Annotated in this window: 12 protein-coding genes; 6 read left to right on the top strand and 6 right to left on the bottom strand. The window is 57.8% G+C overall.

Annotated features, from left to right (window positions below):
* Window positions 1–12 precede the first annotated feature (12 nt).
* Window positions 13–1,662 (bottom strand): AMP-binding protein, encoded by a 1,650-nt coding sequence (locus FRT59_RS18555; RefSeq protein WP_153839700.1) that lies wholly within the window; start codon window positions 1,660–1,662, stop codon window positions 13–15.
* A 327-nt stretch (window positions 1,663–1,989) separates the two neighbouring features.
* Between FRT59_RS18555 and FRT59_RS18550 the strand changes: the two genes are divergently transcribed.
* The 5 genes from FRT59_RS18550 to FRT59_RS18530 all read left to right on the top strand — a co-directional run bounded on the left by FRT59_RS18550 (window position 1,990) and on the right by FRT59_RS18530 (window position 10,649).
* Window positions 1,990–2,883, top strand: a complete 894-nt coding sequence (locus tag FRT59_RS18550) for a bestrophin family protein (protein WP_153871962.1) — start codon at window positions 1,990–1,992, stop codon at window positions 2,881–2,883.
* 64 nt (window positions 2,884–2,947) lie between these two features.
* Window positions 2,948–4,006: a HEAT repeat domain-containing protein gene (locus FRT59_RS18545; RefSeq protein WP_153839698.1), complete on the top strand. Its 1,059-nt coding sequence runs from the start codon at window positions 2,948–2,950 to the stop codon at window positions 4,004–4,006.
* Window positions 4,007–4,123: 117 nt separating this feature from the next.
* Window positions 4,124–5,623: an ATPase domain-containing protein gene (locus FRT59_RS18540; protein WP_034119733.1), complete on the top strand. Its 1,500-nt coding sequence runs from the start codon at window positions 4,124–4,126 to the stop codon at window positions 5,621–5,623.
* Window positions 5,623–7,293: an ATP-binding protein gene (locus FRT59_RS18535; protein ID WP_200646226.1), complete on the top strand. Its 1,671-nt coding sequence runs from the start codon at window positions 5,623–5,625 to the stop codon at window positions 7,291–7,293. The genes FRT59_RS18540 and FRT59_RS18535 overlap by 1 nt, the downstream gene beginning before the upstream one ends.
* A gap of 125 nt (window positions 7,294–7,418) precedes the next feature.
* Entirely contained in the window at window positions 7,419–10,649 is a 3,231-nt protein-coding gene (locus FRT59_RS18530) for a hypothetical protein (RefSeq protein ID WP_153871961.1), read from the top strand.
* A 116-nt stretch (window positions 10,650–10,765) separates the two neighbouring features.
* Here the strand turns inward: FRT59_RS18530 and FRT59_RS18525 are convergent, their stop codons facing one another.
* The 5 genes from FRT59_RS18525 to FRT59_RS18505 form a co-directional block, all read right to left on the bottom strand.
* On the bottom strand, window positions 10,766–11,143 hold the full coding sequence (locus FRT59_RS18525; RefSeq protein WP_003217591.1) for a response regulator: 378 nt from the start codon (window positions 11,141–11,143) through the stop codon (window positions 10,766–10,768).
* Between the two features lie 78 nt (window positions 11,144–11,221).
* Window positions 11,222–12,415, bottom strand: a complete 1,194-nt coding sequence (locus tag FRT59_RS18520; RefSeq protein WP_153871960.1) for a hybrid sensor histidine kinase/response regulator — start codon at window positions 12,413–12,415, stop codon at window positions 11,222–11,224.
* Window positions 12,409–13,008 carry a chemotaxis protein CheB gene (locus FRT59_RS18515; protein ID WP_034119611.1) on the bottom strand — a complete coding sequence of 200 codons (600 nt, stop codon included), beginning with the start codon at window positions 13,006–13,008 and terminating at the stop codon, window positions 12,409–12,411. The genes FRT59_RS18520 and FRT59_RS18515 overlap by 7 nt, the downstream gene beginning before the upstream one ends.
* Complete coding sequence (locus FRT59_RS18510) at window positions 13,005–13,835, bottom strand: CheR family methyltransferase (protein ID WP_019817062.1); 831 nt, start codon at window positions 13,833–13,835, stop codon at window positions 13,005–13,007. The genes FRT59_RS18515 and FRT59_RS18510 overlap by 4 nt, the downstream gene beginning before the upstream one ends.
* A complete protein-coding gene (locus tag FRT59_RS18505) occupies window positions 13,836–17,333 on the bottom strand; it encodes a response regulator (RefSeq protein WP_153871959.1) in 3,498 nt (1,165 codons plus the stop codon). It lies immediately after the preceding gene.
* Window positions 17,334–17,616: 283 nt separating this feature from the next.
* Here FRT59_RS18505 and FRT59_RS18500 point away from each other — a divergent pair, with 283 nt between their 5' ends.
* Window positions 17,617–21,144 (top strand): hypothetical protein, encoded by a 3,528-nt coding sequence (locus FRT59_RS18500; protein WP_153871958.1) that lies wholly within the window; start codon window positions 17,617–17,619, stop codon window positions 21,142–21,144.
* The last annotated feature ends 192 nt before the right edge of the window (window positions 21,145–21,336 follow it).

The following is a 21,336-nucleotide window of genomic DNA, read 5'->3' as shown; positions in this document are numbered from 1 at the left end:
CTTTCAAAGGGATCAAGCCAAGGCCGCCTGGGCCTTGGCTATTTCCTGATTGCGTAAAATAAAGCGTTGCAGCTTGCCGCTCGGGGTCTTGGGCAAGTCGCTGACAAATTCGATTTCTCGTGGGTAAGCGTGGGCTGCCAGACGTTGGCGCACATGCAGGCGCAGCTCTTCGGCCAATTGCGGGGTGGCGCGGTATTGCTCGCTGATCACCACGAAGGCTTTCACCAGCTCGGTGCGTTCCGGGCAAGGCTTGCCGACCACGGCGGCCTCGATCACGGCCGGGTGTTCGACCAGGGCGCTTTCCACATCGAACGGGCCCACGCGGTAGCCGGAGGTGGTGATCACGTCGTCGCTGCGCCCGACAAAACTGATGCTGCCGTCCGGGTTCAGCTCCACCGTGTCGCCGCTGAGGTAATACTTGCCGACAAAGGCCTTGGTCTTCACGCCCTCATACCCGGCGAACCAGCACATCGGCGATTGCTCGCGGTCGATGGCAAGAATGCCGGGCTGGCCGGCGGGTAATTCCTGATGGCCGTCATCCAGCACTACGATGCGGTGCCCTGGCGAGGCGAACCCCGCCGAACCCACATGCACCGGGTGCGTCAGGCCATGGTGATTGCACAGCACCATGCCCAGCTCGGTCTGGCCGTAGTGGTCGTGGATCGTCACGCCCAGGTTATCGGCGAACCAGCGGATCACTTCCGGGTTCAACGGCTCGCCGGCACTGCTGACGATGCGCAGCTTGCCCTTGATCGCACGGGCGAACTGCTCGCCGCCGGCAATCAACAGGCGGTACGCGGTGGGCGAGCCAGTCAGGTTGGTGATCCCGTATTTATTGATGACTCGGCAGGTGCTTTCCACGGTGAACGGGCCATCGTAGAAGGTGATCGGATGCCCCATGGCCAACGGCCCGGTCACGCCGAAATAGATGCCATAGGCCCAGCCCGGGTCAGCGACGTTCCAGAACGCGTCATCGGGGCGCAGGTCCACGGCGTCACGGGTGTAGCTCTGGAACGCGACAATCGCCTTGAGTGGCACCGACAGCGCCTTCGAGGGGCCGGTGGTGCCAGAGGTGAACATCAGCAGGAACGGATCATCCGCACTCAGCAGCACCGGCTCACAGACGTTGGAGTGGTTGGGCAGTTCGGCCCAGAAGCTGTAGTCGCCGCGAACGATGCCTTCGCCCTTGGCACCGGCGACTGTGACGATGGTCGGGCAGCCAGCGACTTCGGCCAGCTTGGGGCGGTTCACCGCGTCGGTGACCACCAGTGCTGCGCCGGAGCTGTTCAGGCGATGTTCAATGGCCTTGGGGCCGAACGCGGTAAACAGCGGCTGGTACACCGCGCCGATGCGCCAGGTGGCAAGCACCACCACCAGCAGTTCGGCCGTGCGCGGCAGCAGACCGGCGACCTTGTCACCCCGCTTGACGCCCTGGGTCAGGAGGAAGTTGGCGAAGCGTGCGGCCTGGTCCTGCAGCTCGGTAAAGGTCGACGTGGCGCTGCGCCCGTCCTTGCTCTCCCAGAACAATGCGATGCGCCCAGGCAGCGCGTGGCGGTCACAGCATTCCACGCATGCATTCAGCGCCTGCAAGTTGCCGGCCAGTGCGGCGTCGACGGTGTGCTGGTAATCGAACTCGGTGGTGGCAGCCAAATATTCACGCATCGCTTCAAATCCTTCTGTGTTTTTATTTTCAGGACGTTTTCGAGCAGGTAAATCGGTTGAAATAGTCGCTCCAGAGGGCTGCAGCGGCAATGGTCAAAGCTTTCAACTTGGCTGACTGGTTTGGCCAAGCCGTCGTAAGGGCGCAACCCATAGCTACCGTTACCGCAGGAATGGATATTTACCCGGCCTGATCCAACATCCTGGTCGGCTGCCAGGCCGCCATGCAAGCTATCATCGATCCCACTGATCGGCCGGTCGATCGAAGCGATTGGACCCACTGCCCGCCAGCTTCTAACCTGACGGCCTGCACCACCACAGAAGCCTGTCATGATCGTTCGCCCCAAACCCAACCTCCTGGGTATCCTGTTTTCCCTCAAGGGTTCGATTGCCAAGCGGATTGCCTTGCGCAGCCTGATGGTCACGCTGCTTGCCTCGGTGATCGTGCTGGTGGAAACCCTGCACCCCGCCTACTTTTCCAAGGTAAACGCCACGCCCTTCACCCTGCTGGGCTTGTCGTTGTCGATCTTCATGAGCTTTCGTAACAACGCCTGCTACGACCGGTGGTGGGAAGGCCGCAAGCAGCTTGGGCAAATGATTATTGAGGTGCGTTCGCTGATTCGCGAAACCCAGGTGCTGGGCGACACTGCCGAGCGTGCCGGGTTGTTGCGTGGCCTGTGCGGTTTTGCCCATGGCTTGATCGCCCATTTGCGCCATGAAGATGAAGCGCAAGCGGTTAAACCCTGGATAGTCGTGGACACGAGCCACCCCAACTTGCCTGACCGCATCCTGCAGACACTCGGTGCCAGGTTTTCTGTATTGGCCCAGCAGGGTGTGATCAGCGATTGGCGCTACACCCAGTTGGAAGCCCGGCTGGTCAGCCTGAGCCAGGTGCAGGCGTCGTGCGAGCGGATCAAAACCACGCCGCTGCCCTTCCCCTACACCCTGCTGCTGCACCGCACCATTTACCTGTTCTGCATTCTGTTGCCGTTCGCCATGGCCGAACCATTGGGCTGGCTGACACCGGTGTTCACCGCCATCGTCAGCTACACCTTCTTTGGTTTGGATGCCATTGGCGACGAATTGGAAGACCCGTTCGGCTTCGATGAAAACGACCTGCCGTGCGACGCCATCCTGCGTACCCTGGAGCGCGAGACCCTCGCCGCCCTTGGCGAAATCAACCTGCCCCCGGCCCTGGAGCCGTTGGATTACGTATTGACCTGACGCCGGTTTGACACCCGCCCTGCACTGACCGAAGCTGACGGCTTTGTACTTGCTGGACGCCTGCATGTCTAAGTCACGCCGTTACTCCATCATCGGCCTGTGCGCCCTGTTGTTGATCGTCTTGATCATCTGGTTGTTCTCCCGCAGCGCGCCGGTCGCTGTGCCACCGGCCATTGCCCATGGTTACTCCAAGGCATTGAAACAGGCACACAATGGCGAGCCGGGCGCAGCGCGGGTCTTGTATCAACAGCTTGGGCGGCCGGACCTGTCGCCTGAACGACGCGCCGCCCTGCACGCTGAACTGCCCAATTACCCCAGCCCCCAAGCACTGAAGCTGGCGGATAAAGACCTGGCCAATGAATCACCCTTGGTACGTGAGGCCGCGATTCACAGCATCGTCGGCCTGGTGCCCAGCGGCCAACGCACCTTGCTGCTCGGCCCGGTGCTGGATGACCCCGAACAGGAAGTTCGCTTTGCCGCCGCCAACGCATTGCTCGGCCTGTCGCCAGACACCTTGGGCTTGTACTTCGGCCCCCTGCAGCAAGTACTCGACGAATTCGTTAAAACCCTCAAGGCCCAGCCTGAAACCGCCGACGGCTGGATTCAACTGGCACGCCTGTACATCCACAGCGCGCTGCTGCCGGAGGCGCAAAATGCCCTGGAACAGGCGATGCGCTTGCAGCCCGATAACCTGCAAGCCGTGGTGGCGCAAATCGAACTGCTGGACAAACAAGGCAAGACCGACGAATCGCGCCAACTGCTGGCACGGCAACTGGCCGCGCATCCGGAGTCGGCTTACCTGCAACATGCCCTGGGCATGTGGTTGCTGCACCACGGCGAACGCCCCTACGCGTTGCTCGGCCTGTCCAAGGCGGTGGAGCTGGAGCCGGACAATCAGGATTATCGCTACGACTTGGCCACCACCCTGCATGCCCAAGAGGAAGTGGAAGCGGCCCAGCGTCAGTTGGAAGAAATCATCCAGCGCCACCCGGCCAACCGCAAAGCCCGCGTGCTGCTGGTCAACTATTGGAAAGAAACCGGGCAACTGCAAAACGTCCAAGTGCTGCTCGCACAACTGGAGCAACAGAACCCGGATGACCCGGCGCTGCAACAAGGTCTTTAGGCCCGGTGAGCACAAATTTTACAAAACGTTGAACCGCCAAAGGCCACTACGGTCAAGTAAATATGGCGCGTCCCAGTCGACGTGCCACTCTACTTGTACGTGACCCGAGGGCACTTCTTGTCTACATCCAAAGAGCTGTTCAGTGAAAAAGCGGCTACCGGCATCGAAGGTCTTGATGACATTCTTGCCGGCGGCTTATCGCGCAGCCATCTGTTCCTGCTGGAAGGCGAACCCGGCACGGGTAAAACCACCGTAGCGCTGCATTTTTTGCAGGCCGGCGCGAAAAACGGTGAACGATCTTTGTATATCACCCTGTCCGAAACCGAGCGCGAATTGCGCCAGGGTGCCGAGTCCCATGGCTGGGACCTGGATGACAACATCCATATCTTTGAACTGACGCCGCCAGAGAGCCTGCTCAACGCCGAGCATCAGCAAAGCCTGCTGTATTCCTCCGATTTGGAACTGGGTGAAGCCACCCGGCAGATTTTTGAAGTGGTGGAACGGGTCAAGCCGACCCGTGTCGTGGTCGACAGCCTCTCGGAGATCCGCCTGCTGGCGCAAAGCTCCCTGCGCTATCGCCGGCAGATCCTCGCGATCAAGCACTACTTCGTGCGCTACGATGCAACCGTGCTGCTACTGGACGACCTCACTACAGAGTCCTTGGATAAAACCGTACACAGTGTGGCCCACGGCGTGATTCGCCTGGAAGAACTGACCCCCAACTACGGCGCCGAGCGTCGTCGCGTGCGAGTGGTGAAATACCGTGGCCAGAAATACCGTGGCGGTTTTCACGACTTCACCATCATGGCCGATGGTATCCACGTGTTCCCGCGCCTGGTGGCAGCCGAGCATCGGGGTGGCTACAACCGCCAGACGTTGAGCAGCGGTATTCAAGCGTTGGACTCCCTGCTGGGTGGTGGTATCGAAACCGGCTCCAGCAGCCTGATTCTCGGCCCGGCGGGTACCGGCAAGTCGCTGATCTCGATGATCTTCGCCGCCGCCGCGGTGGAACGCGGAGAAAAAGCCGCGCTGTTCATCTTCGATGAAGAACTGGGCTTGCTGTTCGAACGCATGAAAAACATGGGTATTGATCTGGTCGCCCTGCAAGACACCGGCAACCTGCTGATTGAACAGGTCGACGCGGCCGAACTCTCCCCTGGCGAGTTCTCCCATCGGGTACGCCGCTGCGTGGACGAGCGCGGTATCAAGACTGTGGTCATCGACAGTATCAACGGCTACCAGGCTGCAATGCCGGAAGAGAACGCATTGATCCTGCATATGCACGAACTGCTGCTCTACCTCAACCGCCGCGGTGCAGCGACGTTCATGACGGTGGCCCAGCATGGCCTGGTCGGCGATATGCAGGCGCCGGTAGACATTACCTACCTGGCCGATACCGTTATTTTGCTGCGCTACTTCGAAGCCCTGGGCAAAGTTCGCCGTGCCATTTCGGTGATCAAGAAAAGGACCGGCTCCCATGAGTCGACTATCCGTGAATACCGCATCGGTCACCGCGGCATGACCGTCGGTGAACCCCTGGATAACTTTCAAGGCGTGCTGCGTGGCATTCCGACTTACATGGGCGCCGGTTCTCCTCTGCTCAAGGATGAGGGCTAGTGCCGGCCCTTTCTCCCGTCTCCGAGCGCGCCATCGTGCTGGCGCCAATGGGCCGCGACGGCTCATTGGCGCTGATGATGCTCAACGAAGCCGGCTACAGTGGCATCGTTGCCGGTAACTTGGCCGAGCTGTGCGAAGCAATTGAGCAAGGCGCTGGCCTGTTGATCATTGCTGCCGAAGCACTACGCGGTGTAGACCTGGAGCCACTGCTCGATCACCTGCATCAACAGCCCGCCTGGTCTGACCTGCCGATCGTGCTGATGACCCATCACGGCGGTAAGGAACAGAACGGCTCATCGCACCTGAGTGGCTTGTTGGGCAACGTGACATTTCTGGAGCGGCCGTTCCATCCGGTGACGCTGATCAGCCTGGTCAGCGCAGCCCTGCGCGGACGGCGGCGCCAATACGAGGCTCGCGATCGCTTGATCGACCTGAGCGAAAGTGAATTGCGCCTGCAGCGCACCCTGGAAACCCTCGAACAGCAGGTGGAAGAGCGCACCGCGCAACTGCGTCATAACGAAGAAGCGTTGCGCCAATCGCAGAAAATGGAAGCCGTCGGCCAGTTGACCGGCGGCATCGCCCATGACTTCAACAACATGCTGACCGGGATTATCGGCAGCCTGGAGCTGCTGCGCAGGCGCGTGGCACGGGGCAAACTCGATGACCTGGACGGCCTCATAGATCTGGGCGTCACCTCGGCCAACCGTGCTGCCGGCCTGACCCATCGGCTGCTGGCGTTCTCGCGGCGCCAGTCGCTGGACTCCAAACCGGTGGAGATCAACCAACTGGTGACCTCCATGGGCGAGCTGCTGCAACGCAGCATCAATGAAAGCATCGCCCTCGACATGCGCCTCGCCAGCTCGTTGTGGACCGCCGAAGCCGACCCCAACCAATTGGAAAGCGCCCTGCTCAACCTGGTGATCAATGCGCGGGATGCCATGCCAGGTGGCGGCAAGTTGACCGTCGAGACGGGCAACCGTCATCTGGACAGCGTATTCACCGCCGCCTATGGCACGTTGAAGCCTGGCGATTACGTCGAACTGAGCGTCAGTGATACCGGCTGCGGCATTCCAGAGCACTTGATCGGCCGCGTGTTCGATCCGTTTTTTACCACCAAACCCATTGGGCAAGGCACGGGCCTGGGGCTGTCGATGATCTACGGCTTTGCGCGTCAGTCCCACGGCCATGTCACGATTCACAGCGAAGTCGGTAAAGGCACCACTGTCAGCTTGTTTCTACCGCGTTTCGTTGGCGAGATAGCGCACCAGGAGCCTCTGAACCCCACATTGCTACCTTTCGCCAATGCGGGCGAAACCGTATTGATCGTCGAGGATGACCCGGCGGTACGGGTCTTGGTCAGCGCCGTGCTCAAAGAGCTGGGTTATGGATTTGTCGAGGCGGGGGACGCGGATACGGCAGTGCCGATCATTGAGTCCGAACAGCGCATTGACTTGATGATCAGCGACGTAGGCTTGCCCGGTATGAACGGTCGGCAACTGGCGGAAATCGGCCGGCAGATTCGCCCGGAACTCAAGGTGCTGTTTATCACCGGCTATGCCGAACACGCGGCAGTGCGCGGTGGTTTCCTGGATCCAGGCATGCAGTTGATCACCAAGCCATTTACCTTTGATTTGTTGACCGCCAAGGTCCGGGAGATGATCCAGGCGTAGAGCAAGCCGCCAGGGCTCGCAATAAGGTGTCATGATTTAAGGAGCAATCGATGGAATCGATGTGGGTTTTTTTCCACATACGTTGGCGAACAACGTATTACCCACATCGAACAGGAACATTTCTCATGACTTTTATTTCCAATTCACGCCTGCCCGAGCTGCATACGCCCCAACTGGCAAAAGCCGATTTACAACCGCGACCCGCCCACCTCGAGGTCGCGACAGAGCTTCCGGGAAAGAACGAAAGCCCTCAGCAACGGGGGGATCGAGTGTTAGCCGACTTATACAAGTTGGACTTGAAAGAATTGTCGGGTGCCAATAAAGACTATCGCCAACACACCGTGGAGAATATCCCGCGGGATTCGTCCTTCAGCCAGTCGCGTACGCTGTTGGATAACTTCCTTAAAAACCCGGCGTTCATGGAATGGGCCAAAGAGCACGACATCGATCTTTCAAAAGAGATCACCATCAATATCGAAAGCGGCACTCTCAGCGGCACCACCTTGAGCACCCGCCCCCAAAATGCCTTCGACTTTTCGGCGCCCAAGCCCACCGCTCAATCCATCGATATTCACAGCTTTATGGGATGGCCCTTGCTCAAGAGCGTGGCCAAAACATTGGCAGGCTCCGGCAACGCCGTAAGCTTCGATCCCGCGGCCACCGCGACCGCTGCGAAGATCGCAGACATAGCCCAGTTTCATGGCCATACCCTGCCGTTTGACAGTGCTCTCTCGCCTTCCGAGCAACAGGCAGCCGTCACGGAGTACATCAACAAGTGGCAGCGTGAAGATGACCTTTTCCCTGAAACTTTCAATATTCCCTCGCAGAAATACCTGGATGACCAAGCGGCGAAACTGGGTGATCTGAACAACCGAAGGGCTGTGATTGCAGCCATACCAAAAGCGGTTGACGATGTACTCAAGGGCCTGGAACACCACTTCTCGAAAAGTACATTTGCCAAGGAAGAAGATCGCGCAGAATACAATCAAATTATTAAGGAAAGAATGCAGGTTGCGCTGGATACGCCAATCCAGATAGATCCCACCTCTTCCTACTCCCGGGACCACACGCTCAAATCAGGTGTGGCCGTGACGCTGCGCGATTACCTGGTAGGTCATGGCTTGTTGGTTCCAACTGATGCGTCGGAGTTAAGGAACATTGCGCAGTCTTTGGCAAGCCTTCCAGTACCAACACCGGCGTACGGCAATCTGGGTGGAGCGCATTCGTGGCCGACACCGATGAGTGACAACGATAAGAACGAGCTCAGATTCGCCATTAATCGCTCCGTGCTGACAGAGCCAGGGGAGAACGTGTTCGACTATCTGACCCGCGACCTCCCAACCCTCAACAAAGACCCTCGTCTTGCGCTCGACGATATACTCAAATCACCTAATGCTAAACATTTAGCCGCTACCGCTGACCGCGAGGTTGGCGAGCTTTTATCGCCAGACCCTGTCAGCGATTGGGTGCTAACAGCACTCTATAACTCATTGGATCTATGGGGGGGCTCAGACCCGTCGCAGAGAACCAAAGCCGCTGGATTTGACCTCGCCGACGTGAAGCTCTTCGGGCACAGCGCATCAATGATCCGCAAAGCGCTGGCTGAACATTTGATCGAGCAAAAAAAAGCAACGCCTAAAACCGTAGACCTTGCCGTAACGTTATTGTTATCCCACAAGGCGCCGGAGCTTCTGGTCAAGGACATACCTGAAACGTTGACCAAGGGTACCCACTCCTGGGTCAGTTTTACTACCGCGGTAGCCCGTCTCGAGGCGCAGGCTCCTGGCTCGACCAGCCAAATGACATATTCGCAAGTCATGATGCGACATGAGCTGGCACCCATAACGCTGGCAGACAAACTGGTTGAACAGCAGGCTCAAAGCGACGCACTGAAAGAGTGGGGCGTTCACAACGGTGTGTTGGATTGGAACAGCACGGGTCAATATTCAGAAGAAGAAATGGACAAGGTACGTTCTGCCTACACCCTGCAAATAGAGGCATTGAGTAAGGCCTCTGATACGTTTGCAGCGTTAATACCGGATCTTCACGACAGGGCAACGGCTGAAATAAAGGCCCAAAACCCGCACTTATCGGAAGAGCAAATCAGGCAAAAAGTTCTCGTTCCAAAGACATCCGCCTTTTTTTCGTTTCCAGGCCCCTACTCACTGCTGGACATATTCATCCACAGCGGGCAACAACACAACAAGGCCGAATTAGACAGGTATCGATCCAGCGATGAAAACATTGACCTAAGCAGCATAAATTTTAAGCCCATGTCAAACAGTGACATCATTTACCAGTTTGAAAATGGGCTTGATGTTTATTTCGATCGCTTCGAGCGCGACGTCCGTACGCAAGGCAAATACTTGGTCTCAACGCTTTCCCTTGAAGACCGAAAGATAATTGAACACGGGAAACTTGCAGTTTTTAAAGAAGTCACTTTTACGAAGGACCCTTACACGCTCATTGAAAGCACAAAAGACGCCTCGCCCAGCAGTATCTTTATAACAAGCGAGATTATGAATGAACAGGGCCATAAAGAGACCCACAGATATGAATTAAACAGCACAGACAATACCCTTCGCCCACGTCCCGATCTGACATCCGTTGGCTCCGTCTCCTCCGACGGGAAGGGCGTAAATCGTCTTGTGCCTCTTGTTCCTGATGGCGACTACAAGGCAAACGTTCTCGAGCCCTGGACCCATGACGGCGTTAATGACGCGCCTAACAGCTTCGCCAGCGAAAAGACGCAGTACATCGTTGATGCCATGGTAAAACATTTCAACATTCGGGAGCAGGCAGCGTCGCTGCGCAGTACTACCACGTTCGATGGTGAAGTACCTTTTTATAAACGAATCGAAGATTTCGTGGTAGGCCTTATTCCAGGTTACAACGCCACCAAAAACTTTATAGAGGGCAACTGGCGCGAAGGCCTCGTCGATTTGTCGTTTGATATTTTTGGCTTTCTCTTGGCCGGCGCCGGGAAGGTCGTTGGCGCTGGTGCCAAGGTGGGGTCATCTACATTCGGGAGTACCGCAAAAAAATTATTGCGTGGCACACTAGGCGCGTTCAACCCCATCGATGCTAAGGGTATTGTGCAGGCCAGTGTGCAAACAGGTATAACTTACTTCACAAACAGCGGGCCTGCGGACAATAACCAACCGCGAATCAGGATCAAGTATGACCCGGTCAAAATCTTCAGGGACGTTAAGAACGCCACAATAGGCAAAGCCACCGTGCAGGGCGTTATGACTGAAATTGCGGCGACCGAGAAAAACGGCAAATGGTATCCTCTTGATCCTGTCAGCAAGGAGCCTTTGGGTCTTCCTTCAAAGGATTTCGTGCCCTCTGCATAAAGGTCAGTGGGCTGGAAACAAGCACGCTAGATTAAAAGATAAGGTTCTTTTCGGTGTTCCGAGAAGAACCTGGCAGTTATGTAATGCTTACGCGCACCGTCTGAGTCTCAATGGCATCACGCCAACAATCGCTGGATATGCTCCTGCAGCGTATCCAGGTCAAACGGCTTGGCCAGGATCGGCGCGTTACGCGTGATCGGGCTGTTGCAGTCGAGAATTTCCTGCGGGTAGCCGCTGATAAAGATCACTTTCAATTCCGGGCGCAATTTGATCGCGGGTTCTGCGATCTGCACCCCAGAGATACCACCCGGCAGGCGATAGTCGGTGACCATCAGGTCCAGGTGCGGCTTGGTCGCGAGGATTTCGAAGGCCTGCTCCCCGTCGATCGCCTTCAGGACCCGGTAGCCCAAGCCTGCCAGGTACTCACCCAGCACAAACATAATGGATTCGTCGTCCTCGACGATCAGTACGACATCTTGTGCATCTTCACTCATGGGAAGCCTTTGTCCGGTCAGTTGCTGCAGTTACGACCATGGGGTCACGCAGAGGTTGCGTCGAGGTGACGATTGATTTCACTCGGCCGCCTCAAGGGGCAGGCACACGCGAAACAAGGCGCCCTCGCCTATCTGGCTCTCGACCTCGATGGTGCCGCCGTGGGCTGCAACGATCTGCTCGGAAATAAATAAACCCAGGCCCAGACCCGCTGCCACGTGGCTGGCGGAAACCCGCTCGAACTGCTGGAAAATGCGCTTCTGGTTTTCCTCGCTGATACCGATGCCATGGTCGCGCACCTCTACCCGTGCTTCGCCGTGCTCGGTGTACACCCGTACCTCCACCGGGCTCTTGGCTCCGTAGCGCAGGGCATTAGTCAGCAGGTTGGTAATCACCTGCTCGATGCGGAATTCATCCCAATTGCCCTCCACCACGTCTTCGGCCTGCAATTGCATGGAAGACTCGGCGGCCGCCACCTGCGGCGCGAAGTTCTGCACCAGGTTGCGCACCAGTTGCGCCAGGTCAAAGCGTGCCGGTCGAATCGACAGCTTGCCGGTGCGGATACGCGACACGTCGAGCATGTCTTCGATCAGGCGGATCAGGCTCTGGATCTGGCGCTCATCGCGGTCGACCATGGCGTGCATCTTGTCCAGGGTGAACGCTGCGGCATTGTCCCGGGCCAGGTGCATTTTGCGCAGCTGGGTCTCCAGGATCAGCCCGTTAAGCGGTGTACGCACCTCATGGGCGACAATCGACATGAAGTCGTCACGCATGCGCACCGCCTGCTCCAATTCGGCCTGGGTGGCCTGCAGGCGCGTCAACAACAGTTCCTGCTCGCGGCGGCTGCGCTCCAGCTCTTCCACTTGCAGCTTCATCGCCTTGCTTTGGCGATACAGGTCAACGAACACATTGACCTTGCTCTTGACCGCGTGGATATCCAGCGGCTTGTGCAGGAAGTCCACGGCGCCGCTTTCATAGCCCTTGAAGGCGTAGTTGAGTTCGCGGCCGGCGGCGCTGACGAACACAATCGGGATGTTCTTGGTCTTTTCAGTGCCGCGCATCAACTCGGCCAGCTCGAAACCGTTCATGCCGGGCATCTGCACGTCGAGGATGGCCATGGCGAATTCGTGTTCCAGCAACAGGGACAACGCCTCGTCGGCACTCAATGCCTTGAACACCTGGCGATCCTCGCGCTTGATCAGCGCTTCGAGGGCCAGCAGGTTTTCCGGCAGATCGTCGACGATCAGCAGTTTGGCTTGGACAGTACTTAACATGGGAAAGGTTCCAGGGAAGCCAGCAATGAGCCAATACGGCTCAAGGAAAGAATATGGTCAGGTGTGTGTAGCGCCAGGGCAGCCAGGGGCATTACGGCAATCCGCGCCTCCTGGGGGTCCTGCACAACGGTGGTGCCGCCTGATTGCTTGACGTGGGCCAGCCCGCGCGCGCCGTCCTGGTTGGCGCCGGTCAACAGAATCGCCAGCAGGCGTTGCCCATAGACGTCGGCGGCCGAGGCGAACAGGTAGTCGATGGCCGGCCGGGAGTGATGCACCCGATCTTCCTGGCTCAGGGACAGGCTGCGGTCGTGCTCCACCGACAGGTGATAACCGGGCCCGGCAAAGTACAAGGTGCCCGCCTCCACCGCCTCTTTGTCCCGGGCTTCCTTGACCGGAATGTTCAGGCGTCGCGCAAAGACTTCCGCCAGCTGGCTGCGACGCTCATCCGGCAGGTGCAGCACGGCAATGATCGGCAGGCTGAAGGTGTCTGGCAGCAGGCCGAAAATACTCAGCAACGCCTCCACGCCGCCGGCGGAGGCGCCGACGACGATGGCTTCAATCCCGCGAACCGGGGGGTGTGGCGCATCACTCATGATTTTCGGTAGATCCGTTCCTGTTTGACCAAGGGTTCGAATTGCTTGCTATAGGCGGAGAAATCCAGGGTTTCCTTGCTGCCCAGTACCAGGAAGCCGCGATGGCAAAGCGACTCATGGAACAATCCGAACGCACGATCTTGCAATTTTTTATTGAAATAAATCAACACGTTACGACAGGAAATTAACTGAGTTTCTGAGAATACACTATCGGTCGCCAGGCTGTGATCGGCAAAGGTCACGTTCTCACGCAGGGTCTTGTCGAAGATCGCGTAATCGTAAGCCGCAGTGTAGTAATCGGCAAATGAACGTTGCCCGCCGGCCTGCTGATAATTGGCGGTGTAGGCGCGCACATTCTCCAGGGAAAAAATGCCCTGCTTGGCTTTATCCAGCGACGCCGGGTTGATGTCCGTGGCATAGATGATAGTGCGCTCCAGCAGCCCTTCTTCGCGCAGCAGGATGGCCATGGAGTACACCTCCTCGCCCGTGCTGCAGCCGGCGATCCAGATCTTGATCGACGGGTAGGTCTTGAGCAGCGGCACGACTTCCTGGCGGATTGCCAGGAAGTGCGACGGGTCGCGGAACATCTCGCTCACCGGGATCGTCAAGAATTGCAGCAACTGCATGAACGCTGCCGGATCGTGCAGTACACGCTCCTGCAGTGCAGAAATGGTCGCGCAGTCGAACTGGCGCAAGGCGTGAGCCACCCGCCGTTTGACCGACGCGCCAGAGTAGTCGCGAAAGTCATAGCTGTACTTGAGGTAAATCGCCTCGATCAACAGGCGCAGCTCAATGTCGCTGCTTTTGTCCAAAAAACACTGCTCCACTTAAATGCGTTCCATCTTGGGTAGCCATACACGAATCAGCGAGAACAGACGGTCCAGATCAATCGGCTTGGCCAGGTAATCGTTGGAACCTGCCGCCAGGCAACGCTCCTGATCGTCCTTCATGGCCTTGGCCGTCACTGCAATGATGGGCAGTTTCTTCCAGCGTGGGTCCTGGCGGATCAACGCGGTGGCTTCGTAACCGTCCATCTCCGGCATCATCACGTCCATCAGCACCAGGTCGATATCGTCGACTTCATTGAGTTTGTCGATGGCTTCGCGGCCGTTACGCCCGATCACCACCACGGCGCCCTTGTGCTCCAGGGCGCTGGTCAGGGCGAAGATATTGCGTACGTCGTCGTCCACCAGCAGGATCTTGCGTCCCTCGAAGACTTTGTCGCGGCTGCGGGCAGTCTTGAGCATCTTCTGGCGGTCATGGGACAGCTGGGATTCGACTTTGTGCAGAAACAGTGTGACCTCGTCCAGCAGGCGCTCGGGTGAGCGGGCGCCCTTGATGATGATCGAGCGCGAATACTTGCGCAGTTCGGCCTCTTCATCGCGGGTCAGGTTGCGCCCGGTGTAGACGATTACCGGCGGGAACGAGCAGATATCTTCGGTAGCCATGCGCTTGAGCAGCTCGTTGCCGAGCATGTCCGGCAGCTTGAGGTCGATGATCATGCAGTCATAGATGTGAGTACGCAGCAGGTCCAGGGCCTCCTGGGCGAAACCTACGGCGGTGATCTCGATGTCATCGTCGCCGATCAGGCGGGCAATGCTGTCGCGTTGCAGGTCATCGTCTTCCACCAGCAACACGCGCTTGACCTTCTGGGTCAGCTTGGCTTCCAGGCGGGCGAACACGTCCTTGAGCTCTTCGCGAGTGGTGGGCTTGACCGCATAGCCAATAGCCCCCATGTGCATGGCGGCTTCGACGCGGTCTTCCACGGAAATCACGTGCACGGGGATATGGCGGGTGTTGGCGTGCTCCTTGAGACGCTGCAGCACGGTCAGCCCGGAATGGTCCGGCAGGCGCATATCCAGCAGGATCGCGTCCGGGATGTATTCCTCGGCCAGGCTATAGCCTTCGTCGGCACCGTGGGCCACCAGGCAGTGGTAGCCCAGCTCATGGGCCAGGTCGAACAGGATGCGCGCAAAATTCGGCTCGTCTTCCACCACCAGGATGCAACGGGTGGTGAACGGGGCTTTTTCGCGGTCATCGGCAAAACGTGGAATCTGCTGGGTGTCGGCGACTGGTAGCGGGGAAATTCTTACGGGCGCGGGGGCCGGTACAACGATGGCTTGGCGCGGCTGCTCGACAGGTGTGGCGTCTTCCTCACGCTCCACATACTGCTCCGGCAACACCAGAGTGAAAATGCTGCCCTTGCCGGGCTCGCTGGTCACGCTGATGTAACCGCCCAGCAAGGCAGCCAGGTCGCGGGAAATCGACAGCCCCAGGCCAGTGCCGCCGTAACGGCGATTGGTGGTGCCATCGGCCTGGCGGAAGGCTTCGAAGATGCTTTCCTGCTGGTCCGCAGCGATACCGATGCCGGAGTCGCGCACGGTGAAGGCAATGCCCTCCCCTGGCGCACGGGACACCGTCAGGCTGACCTCGCCCTGCTCGGTGAATTTGATCGCGTTGGACAACAGGTTCTTGAGAATCTGCTCCAGGCGCTGGCGGTCGGTAAACAGCAAGGTCGGTGCGCCCTCCTGCACGTCCACCTGGAAGCCCAGCTTGCGATCCGCCGCCAGCGGTTCGAACATGCCGCGCAGGCCGTCCACCAGGCGCACCACACTGGAATTCTCCGGGCGCACTTCCAACTTGCCGGCTTCGACCTTGGAAATGTCCAGGATGTCGTTGATCAGGTTGAGCAAGTCATTGCCGGCCGAATAGATCGACTCGGCAAACTTGACCTGCTCGGCGCTGAGGTTTTCCTGGGGGTTTTCTGCCAGCAACTTGGCCAGGATCAACGAGCTGTTGAGCGGCGTGCGCAGCTCATGGGACATGTTGGCGAGGAATTCGGACTTGTATTTGCTGGACCGTTGCAACTCATCGGCGCGATCTTCCAACTGGAGTTGGGCCTGGTTCAGCTCGACGTTCTTGCGGTCCATGGCGTCGCGCTGCTCGGCCAGGGTCTGGGTCTGTGCGGCCAATTGTTCGTTGGTTTGCTCGAGTTCGGCCTGCTGGGTTTCCAGGTGGGCCTGGGACTCCTTCAGAATGCGCGACTGCTCTTCCAGCTCTTCGTTGGCGGTCTTGAGTTCTTCCTGCTGCACTTGCAGCTCTTCGTTGAGCTGCTGGGTCTCGGCCAGCACTTCCTGCAAACGCTGGCGATAACGGGCAGCTTCGATGGAAGTGCCGACATTGCCGGCGATCAGCTCCACCAACTCCACGTCGCGCTCTTCCAACGGGCGCAGGAAACCCAGTTCGATCACGCCGTTGACACGGTCGTCGTCGCTGGTCGGCATCACCAGCACGCTGCGGGTAGCCCCTTCGCCCAGGCCGGAGCTGACCTTGAAGTAATCCACTGGCACGTCGTCCAGCCGAATCAGGCGATCCAGTTGGGCGGCCTGCCCAACGATACCTTCGTCACTGTAGATCGACTGTTCCCGCTGCTCCTGCTCACGGGAGAAGCCATAGGTGGCCACGCGCTTGAGGCCGCCGTGTTCTTCGCGTACGTACAGTGCCGCGACAGCCGAGCCCATGTACTGGGCGAAGAACTGCAGAATATTGCGCCCCAGCAAGTTCAGGGTCAGTTGGCCGAGAACTTGTTCGGCCAATTCGGTCTGGCCATTACGCAGCCAGGCTTGCTGTTCCAGGCGTCGCGCTATCTTCTGTTGCGACGCGAGGTTTGCGCTGTAACTATTTGACAGTGAAAGTAAATTCTTCCTGCCTACGTACGCAAGAAAACCACTCAGCCCCAGTACGAACGCCAAGTACAGGGTGACGCTGATCACCGTCGTGCGGGTGACCTCCTCGTTACGGGTGATGCGGAACTGCTGTTCCATCGCCACCGCGTCATCGTATTCCTTGCGGATCTCGTCGGTCAGGCGCTTGCCACGGCCAGCCTTGACGGCGCTGCGGTAGTCGCCGCTTTCGCGCTGCATCTCAATCATCGACTGGGCGTACTTGTTCCACTCGACCTGCAGGGCTTCCAGGCGTTTGAGGCGGTCGACCTGCTGGGGGTTGTCCGCCACCAGATCCTGCAAATTGCGCAGGTCGGCAATGATCCGCGGCTTGGCCACTTCATAGGGGTCGAGGAAATGCTCGTCGCCGGTGATCAGAAACCCGCGCATGCCGGTTTCCAGGTCCACCGTCAGCTTGGACGATTCATTCAGGTTATTGATGACCCGATCGGTGTGCTCCACCCACTGGATCACCGACAGTAAATAGGTAATCAGGCAAACGAAAAACACCGCGCTGAGCACGCCCACGCCCAAAGGCAGGGCCACGTTGCGGCTCAGCAGGGTACGAAAGCTCTTTTCATCGACGGACGACGCGGGAGTCATGGGCATGCCTTGGCCAAGTACGGAAAAACCGGGAGTTTGCCCCAAAGTGGCGCTCGAACGCTATTTTTATGCGGTCAACCACGACGAAGAAACACCTCGCTCGAACAAAAAAGGTCGCAGTGGCATCAGGCTTTTCACATCCGCTCATTGACTTTTTTTCACACACTGCGTAGTAGGATCTTTCGGAACTTGAGGGCTCTGGGCTCCCACCCAAAAGGGCGTCTCGGGACAGGGAGGCTCCATCAGGAGGACGCATTTCCTATCCTCAAAGGTCAAACCTCTTATGTTGAATATCACGCAAAGCGCCTCTCCTCACGCCTTCGCTGTCGCGCTATTCCCTGAACCGGCAGCACCGCAACCGTTACTGCGGGCTGAAGAAAGCCCAGCCGATAGCCCGCCACCCACAACACCAACGCCGCCGCGAAAAGCCGACCTGGCTGCACAATTAGCTGACAAAGAAAACTTGAAATCACTCGGGCAAACGCTCAACCAGCTTGCAACAAAGCTTGGCAACGACGCCTCGCCCCAGGCGGTACTGGCGGCGCTGGCCAGCACACCGATGGATATTCATTCGGCGTCTTCATACGCAGAGCAAGCGGGTGCCAGTGTGACGCTGGAAACCTTCATCGAAACCTTCCTGGAACTGCCGTTGCCCAGCAGCCATTTCCACCTCTCTGGCCTCGCCCGCGCGGTGATCAACAAGAGTATGGAGCACCCGTTGGGTGACTTGGGGGGCGCACTTTCCTGGCCCGTGCCCTTGAATGCGGACGAACAACAGCGCTTGCGTGCTATTACCCTGAATCACGAGCACGCCTTGGGGGATAAGCCGCTGGTGATGCAAACCAAAGGCGGTGTGCTGGAGTTCCTGCGTTATCAGCAACCCCTTGGGGCGCAACCTCAGGATGACCCTGCCAAAACCTTGGAAGCGCTGATCAGTACCCCGCAGGCACAACTGATGGGTCAAGACCTGCAACAGAGAATGCAGGGGATCGCCAATGACAGCAGCGTAACGGACTACCTGCTGGCTGGGATTGCATTGCAGTTGGACCCGGAATCGATCACCGCCCCTCATCGCAACCAGATCGCCGGCTTCGATCTGGCCAGCGACAAGCACTGGGGTAAACCCCTGTCCGCGGTCGTGGATGGCCTGGCCCAATGGTTGAGCGACAAGGGCAAAACCAGCCCGGAAATGGCCAAAGTGGGCGCCCACCTGTTATTGGCAAGCCGCGCGCCAGCGTTTCTGATCAAGGACATTCCCGCCAGCGTGACCTACGGCAGCCCTGCCTGGGTCAACCTGGCGGTGGCTGCGGCGACGATAGAGGCCCGCACACCCGGGAAATTACCCAATATGACGTTTGCCCAGGTCATGCTGGAGGCCGAGAGCGCAAGCCTGGCCGACCCCCTCGTGACCGAAACCGCGCAGCGTGAGGCGTTGATCGATTGGGGGGTGGTTCATGGCGTGCTGGGCAAAAAAGACGATCACTTGTATACCGCCGACGACCTGAACACCTTGGTGACCACCTTTAACGCGCGCAAAGCAGAAATGGCGGTCGCCGCAGAGGCACTTGAAAAGGACATCCCATCGCGCAAAGAGATGGCGCGAGCCGTCTGCAAAGAACGCTTTCCCGGACTGGAAGCGCTGTTTGAAGAGAAGCTGATTCACGTCAGTCGTGCAGAACGCAACGTTCACGGGCATATAACCGGGTATCGAACCGTGGAGGTAGGCCCGCATTCACTGCTGGACATCGCCATGATGGACCTGCCCGGGCCAGACCTGGTGTTTACCTCGAAAGATAAGCGTATCCCCGTGGAGAAGTTGATCGCCAATCCGCGCTTTGGCGTGCCCGAGGCGTTCGAATCAGAATTCAAAAGCGTAATCGAGGAAAAGAAACAGGGGACCGAAACCTATATAAAACACATGATCTCCCAACTGACCGGGGAGCATCTGAAGAACTTTGAATTTGGCAAAATTACTTTTTATCAAGAACACTCCAAGACACTTGGTTTGGAGCTCTACGGCACGACAGCTAATCCCATAGGCGAAGAATTGCTGGTCAAGATTGAACGTGACGGCGTAGAGACAGAGTACAGAATCAACTTCAACGAAGGGCGTATCGACGAAGTCCCGACGGGAACGGCAAAACTTCGTTCGCACCGGGTCGCCAACCGTGTATACGAAATAAAGGAGTTCAAGCCTGCCGGGGCCGAGGCCCTGAAAGAACAGGCGCAGACACCACCTGATGGGTCGCCAACGGATGCCTTCGCATCACCCCGCGTCGGGCTCATCGCGAAAGCGTTCGTCGAACACATCAATCTTGATAACAATGCCATCAAGCAGCAAGCACGCGGCCAGACCACTGCCGACAACAATCAAGACAGGGCCGAGGTCGTTCAAGAGTTCCTGCTCGATCTGGTGCCTTTTCGCTCTGCGATCCAGAATTTCCGTGCGGGCAATATCGGCGAAGGCATCTTCGATCTCGGCCTGGACCTGTTTGGCTTCGTGACCGCGGGGGCCGCGACGGCCGGAAAGATCGCCAAGATTGCCGGTACCGCAGCATCCCGTGTGGCCAAGGGGTTAAAGGCGGCCAGAGCCATCGGCATGGCGACATTCAGTACGCTCAATCCGTTGGGAGGGCTGGGTGACTTGGCGGTGGGCGGTGCGCGGCAGGCGGGCAAAGGTATTCAATTTCTTGCCAACAACGGCGCCAAAGCCATTAATACCGTACGGGGCGCTACGGGTAGCTATGATGTGCTCAAGGCGGTCAGCAAAGAACATGGAACCGCGTTACTCGGCACCTATAAATCCGGAAATAGCAGCTTCGACACGGTCGCTGTACTCAAGAACGATCAGTGGTACCACTACAATCCGGCCAACAACAAAGTATATGGTTCGCCGATCAAGCATTTCACTCCCATTGGTGCGCCGTTATTAGTACGGCCGGGACAAGGTACTCATGACGCAGCTTTTCGCGCAATCCTTGATCGCGCCCAAGCGAGTGTGGCTGATTACCAGCGGGGCCTCACTCAGGGGGCTGTGCATAGCATTCCGGGGTATAGCCCCCATCTTGATGCCGAGAATTTAAAACAAATTGCGCTGCAAAGGCACCTGACGCCTGAACAAATGGGCACTTTGACGAGGGAGATCAAGGATCGAAAAATTTTCGAGGCCCAGTACATTTCCAAGGTTCTTTACAATGATGTACATGCCCCAGGTGTGCGCGTCACCCCCGTATCCCAGGTCGATTACCTGGCTCACGTGGACTTGACGTCAAGGGGCGAGTGCGCAGCCTTGTCCAATCTCATGGCCCTGGCCATCATGACCGGCAAAGAAGACTTATTGATGCAAAACCTCTACAGGGCCGCGAGAAACCCGACAGATTCAATCGCAGCCGAATTTATTGATGAGTTGGAAAACTTTCAGCGGGTCGTTGGTCAACGATCCAGTTTCCACATGGGCAAGCCTTTCAAGCAGGAAAGTTATCAAAATATCATTGACGACCTGACCAATTCGACAACGTCGAAAACCCTGAGGATTGCGACAAAAGACCATGGAATGATTGCTGGAATAAAAGTTGAAGCGGGCAAGACAGAATGGTTCTTCTACGAACCTAATTCCGGGATGGTCAAGTTCACAACCTTGAAATCGATGCAAGAGGGCATGGAAAAAGCACTGAACAGTGGCGGAATTGCCCAGACCTTAAACTCGTATAGCGTCAATCGCGTCCGTCATTACGAGGTCAGCGAGTTCAGCGCTGGTGATATGAGCACGGTGAATAGCGTTTATAAAGGGCTGTTAGACGCAACGTTGTAACGCACGCCCGGCGCGCCAATGGGCCTGCGAGCCATTGGCGCGCCTTTTTCAGCGAAAGGCAATGCAGCTGTGCTTCAGCAAGAGACTTTACGCGCAGCAGTACGCACAATAGCACTCCGAGGGAACTTGCCTGGGCGCGCGCGACTCACTGGTAAAGTGTCTTTCGATCACCCTACCCTCACCATTTTTCAG

Origin of the sequence: Pseudomonas haemolytica (assembly GCF_009659625.1) — a bacterium.
In the GTDB taxonomy this organism is placed as follows: domain Bacteria; phylum Pseudomonadota; class Gammaproteobacteria; order Pseudomonadales; family Pseudomonadaceae; genus Aquipseudomonas; species Aquipseudomonas haemolytica.
Note: the sequence above shows the minus strand (reverse complement) of the source record. Positions and strands in the feature narration are given on the sequence as shown.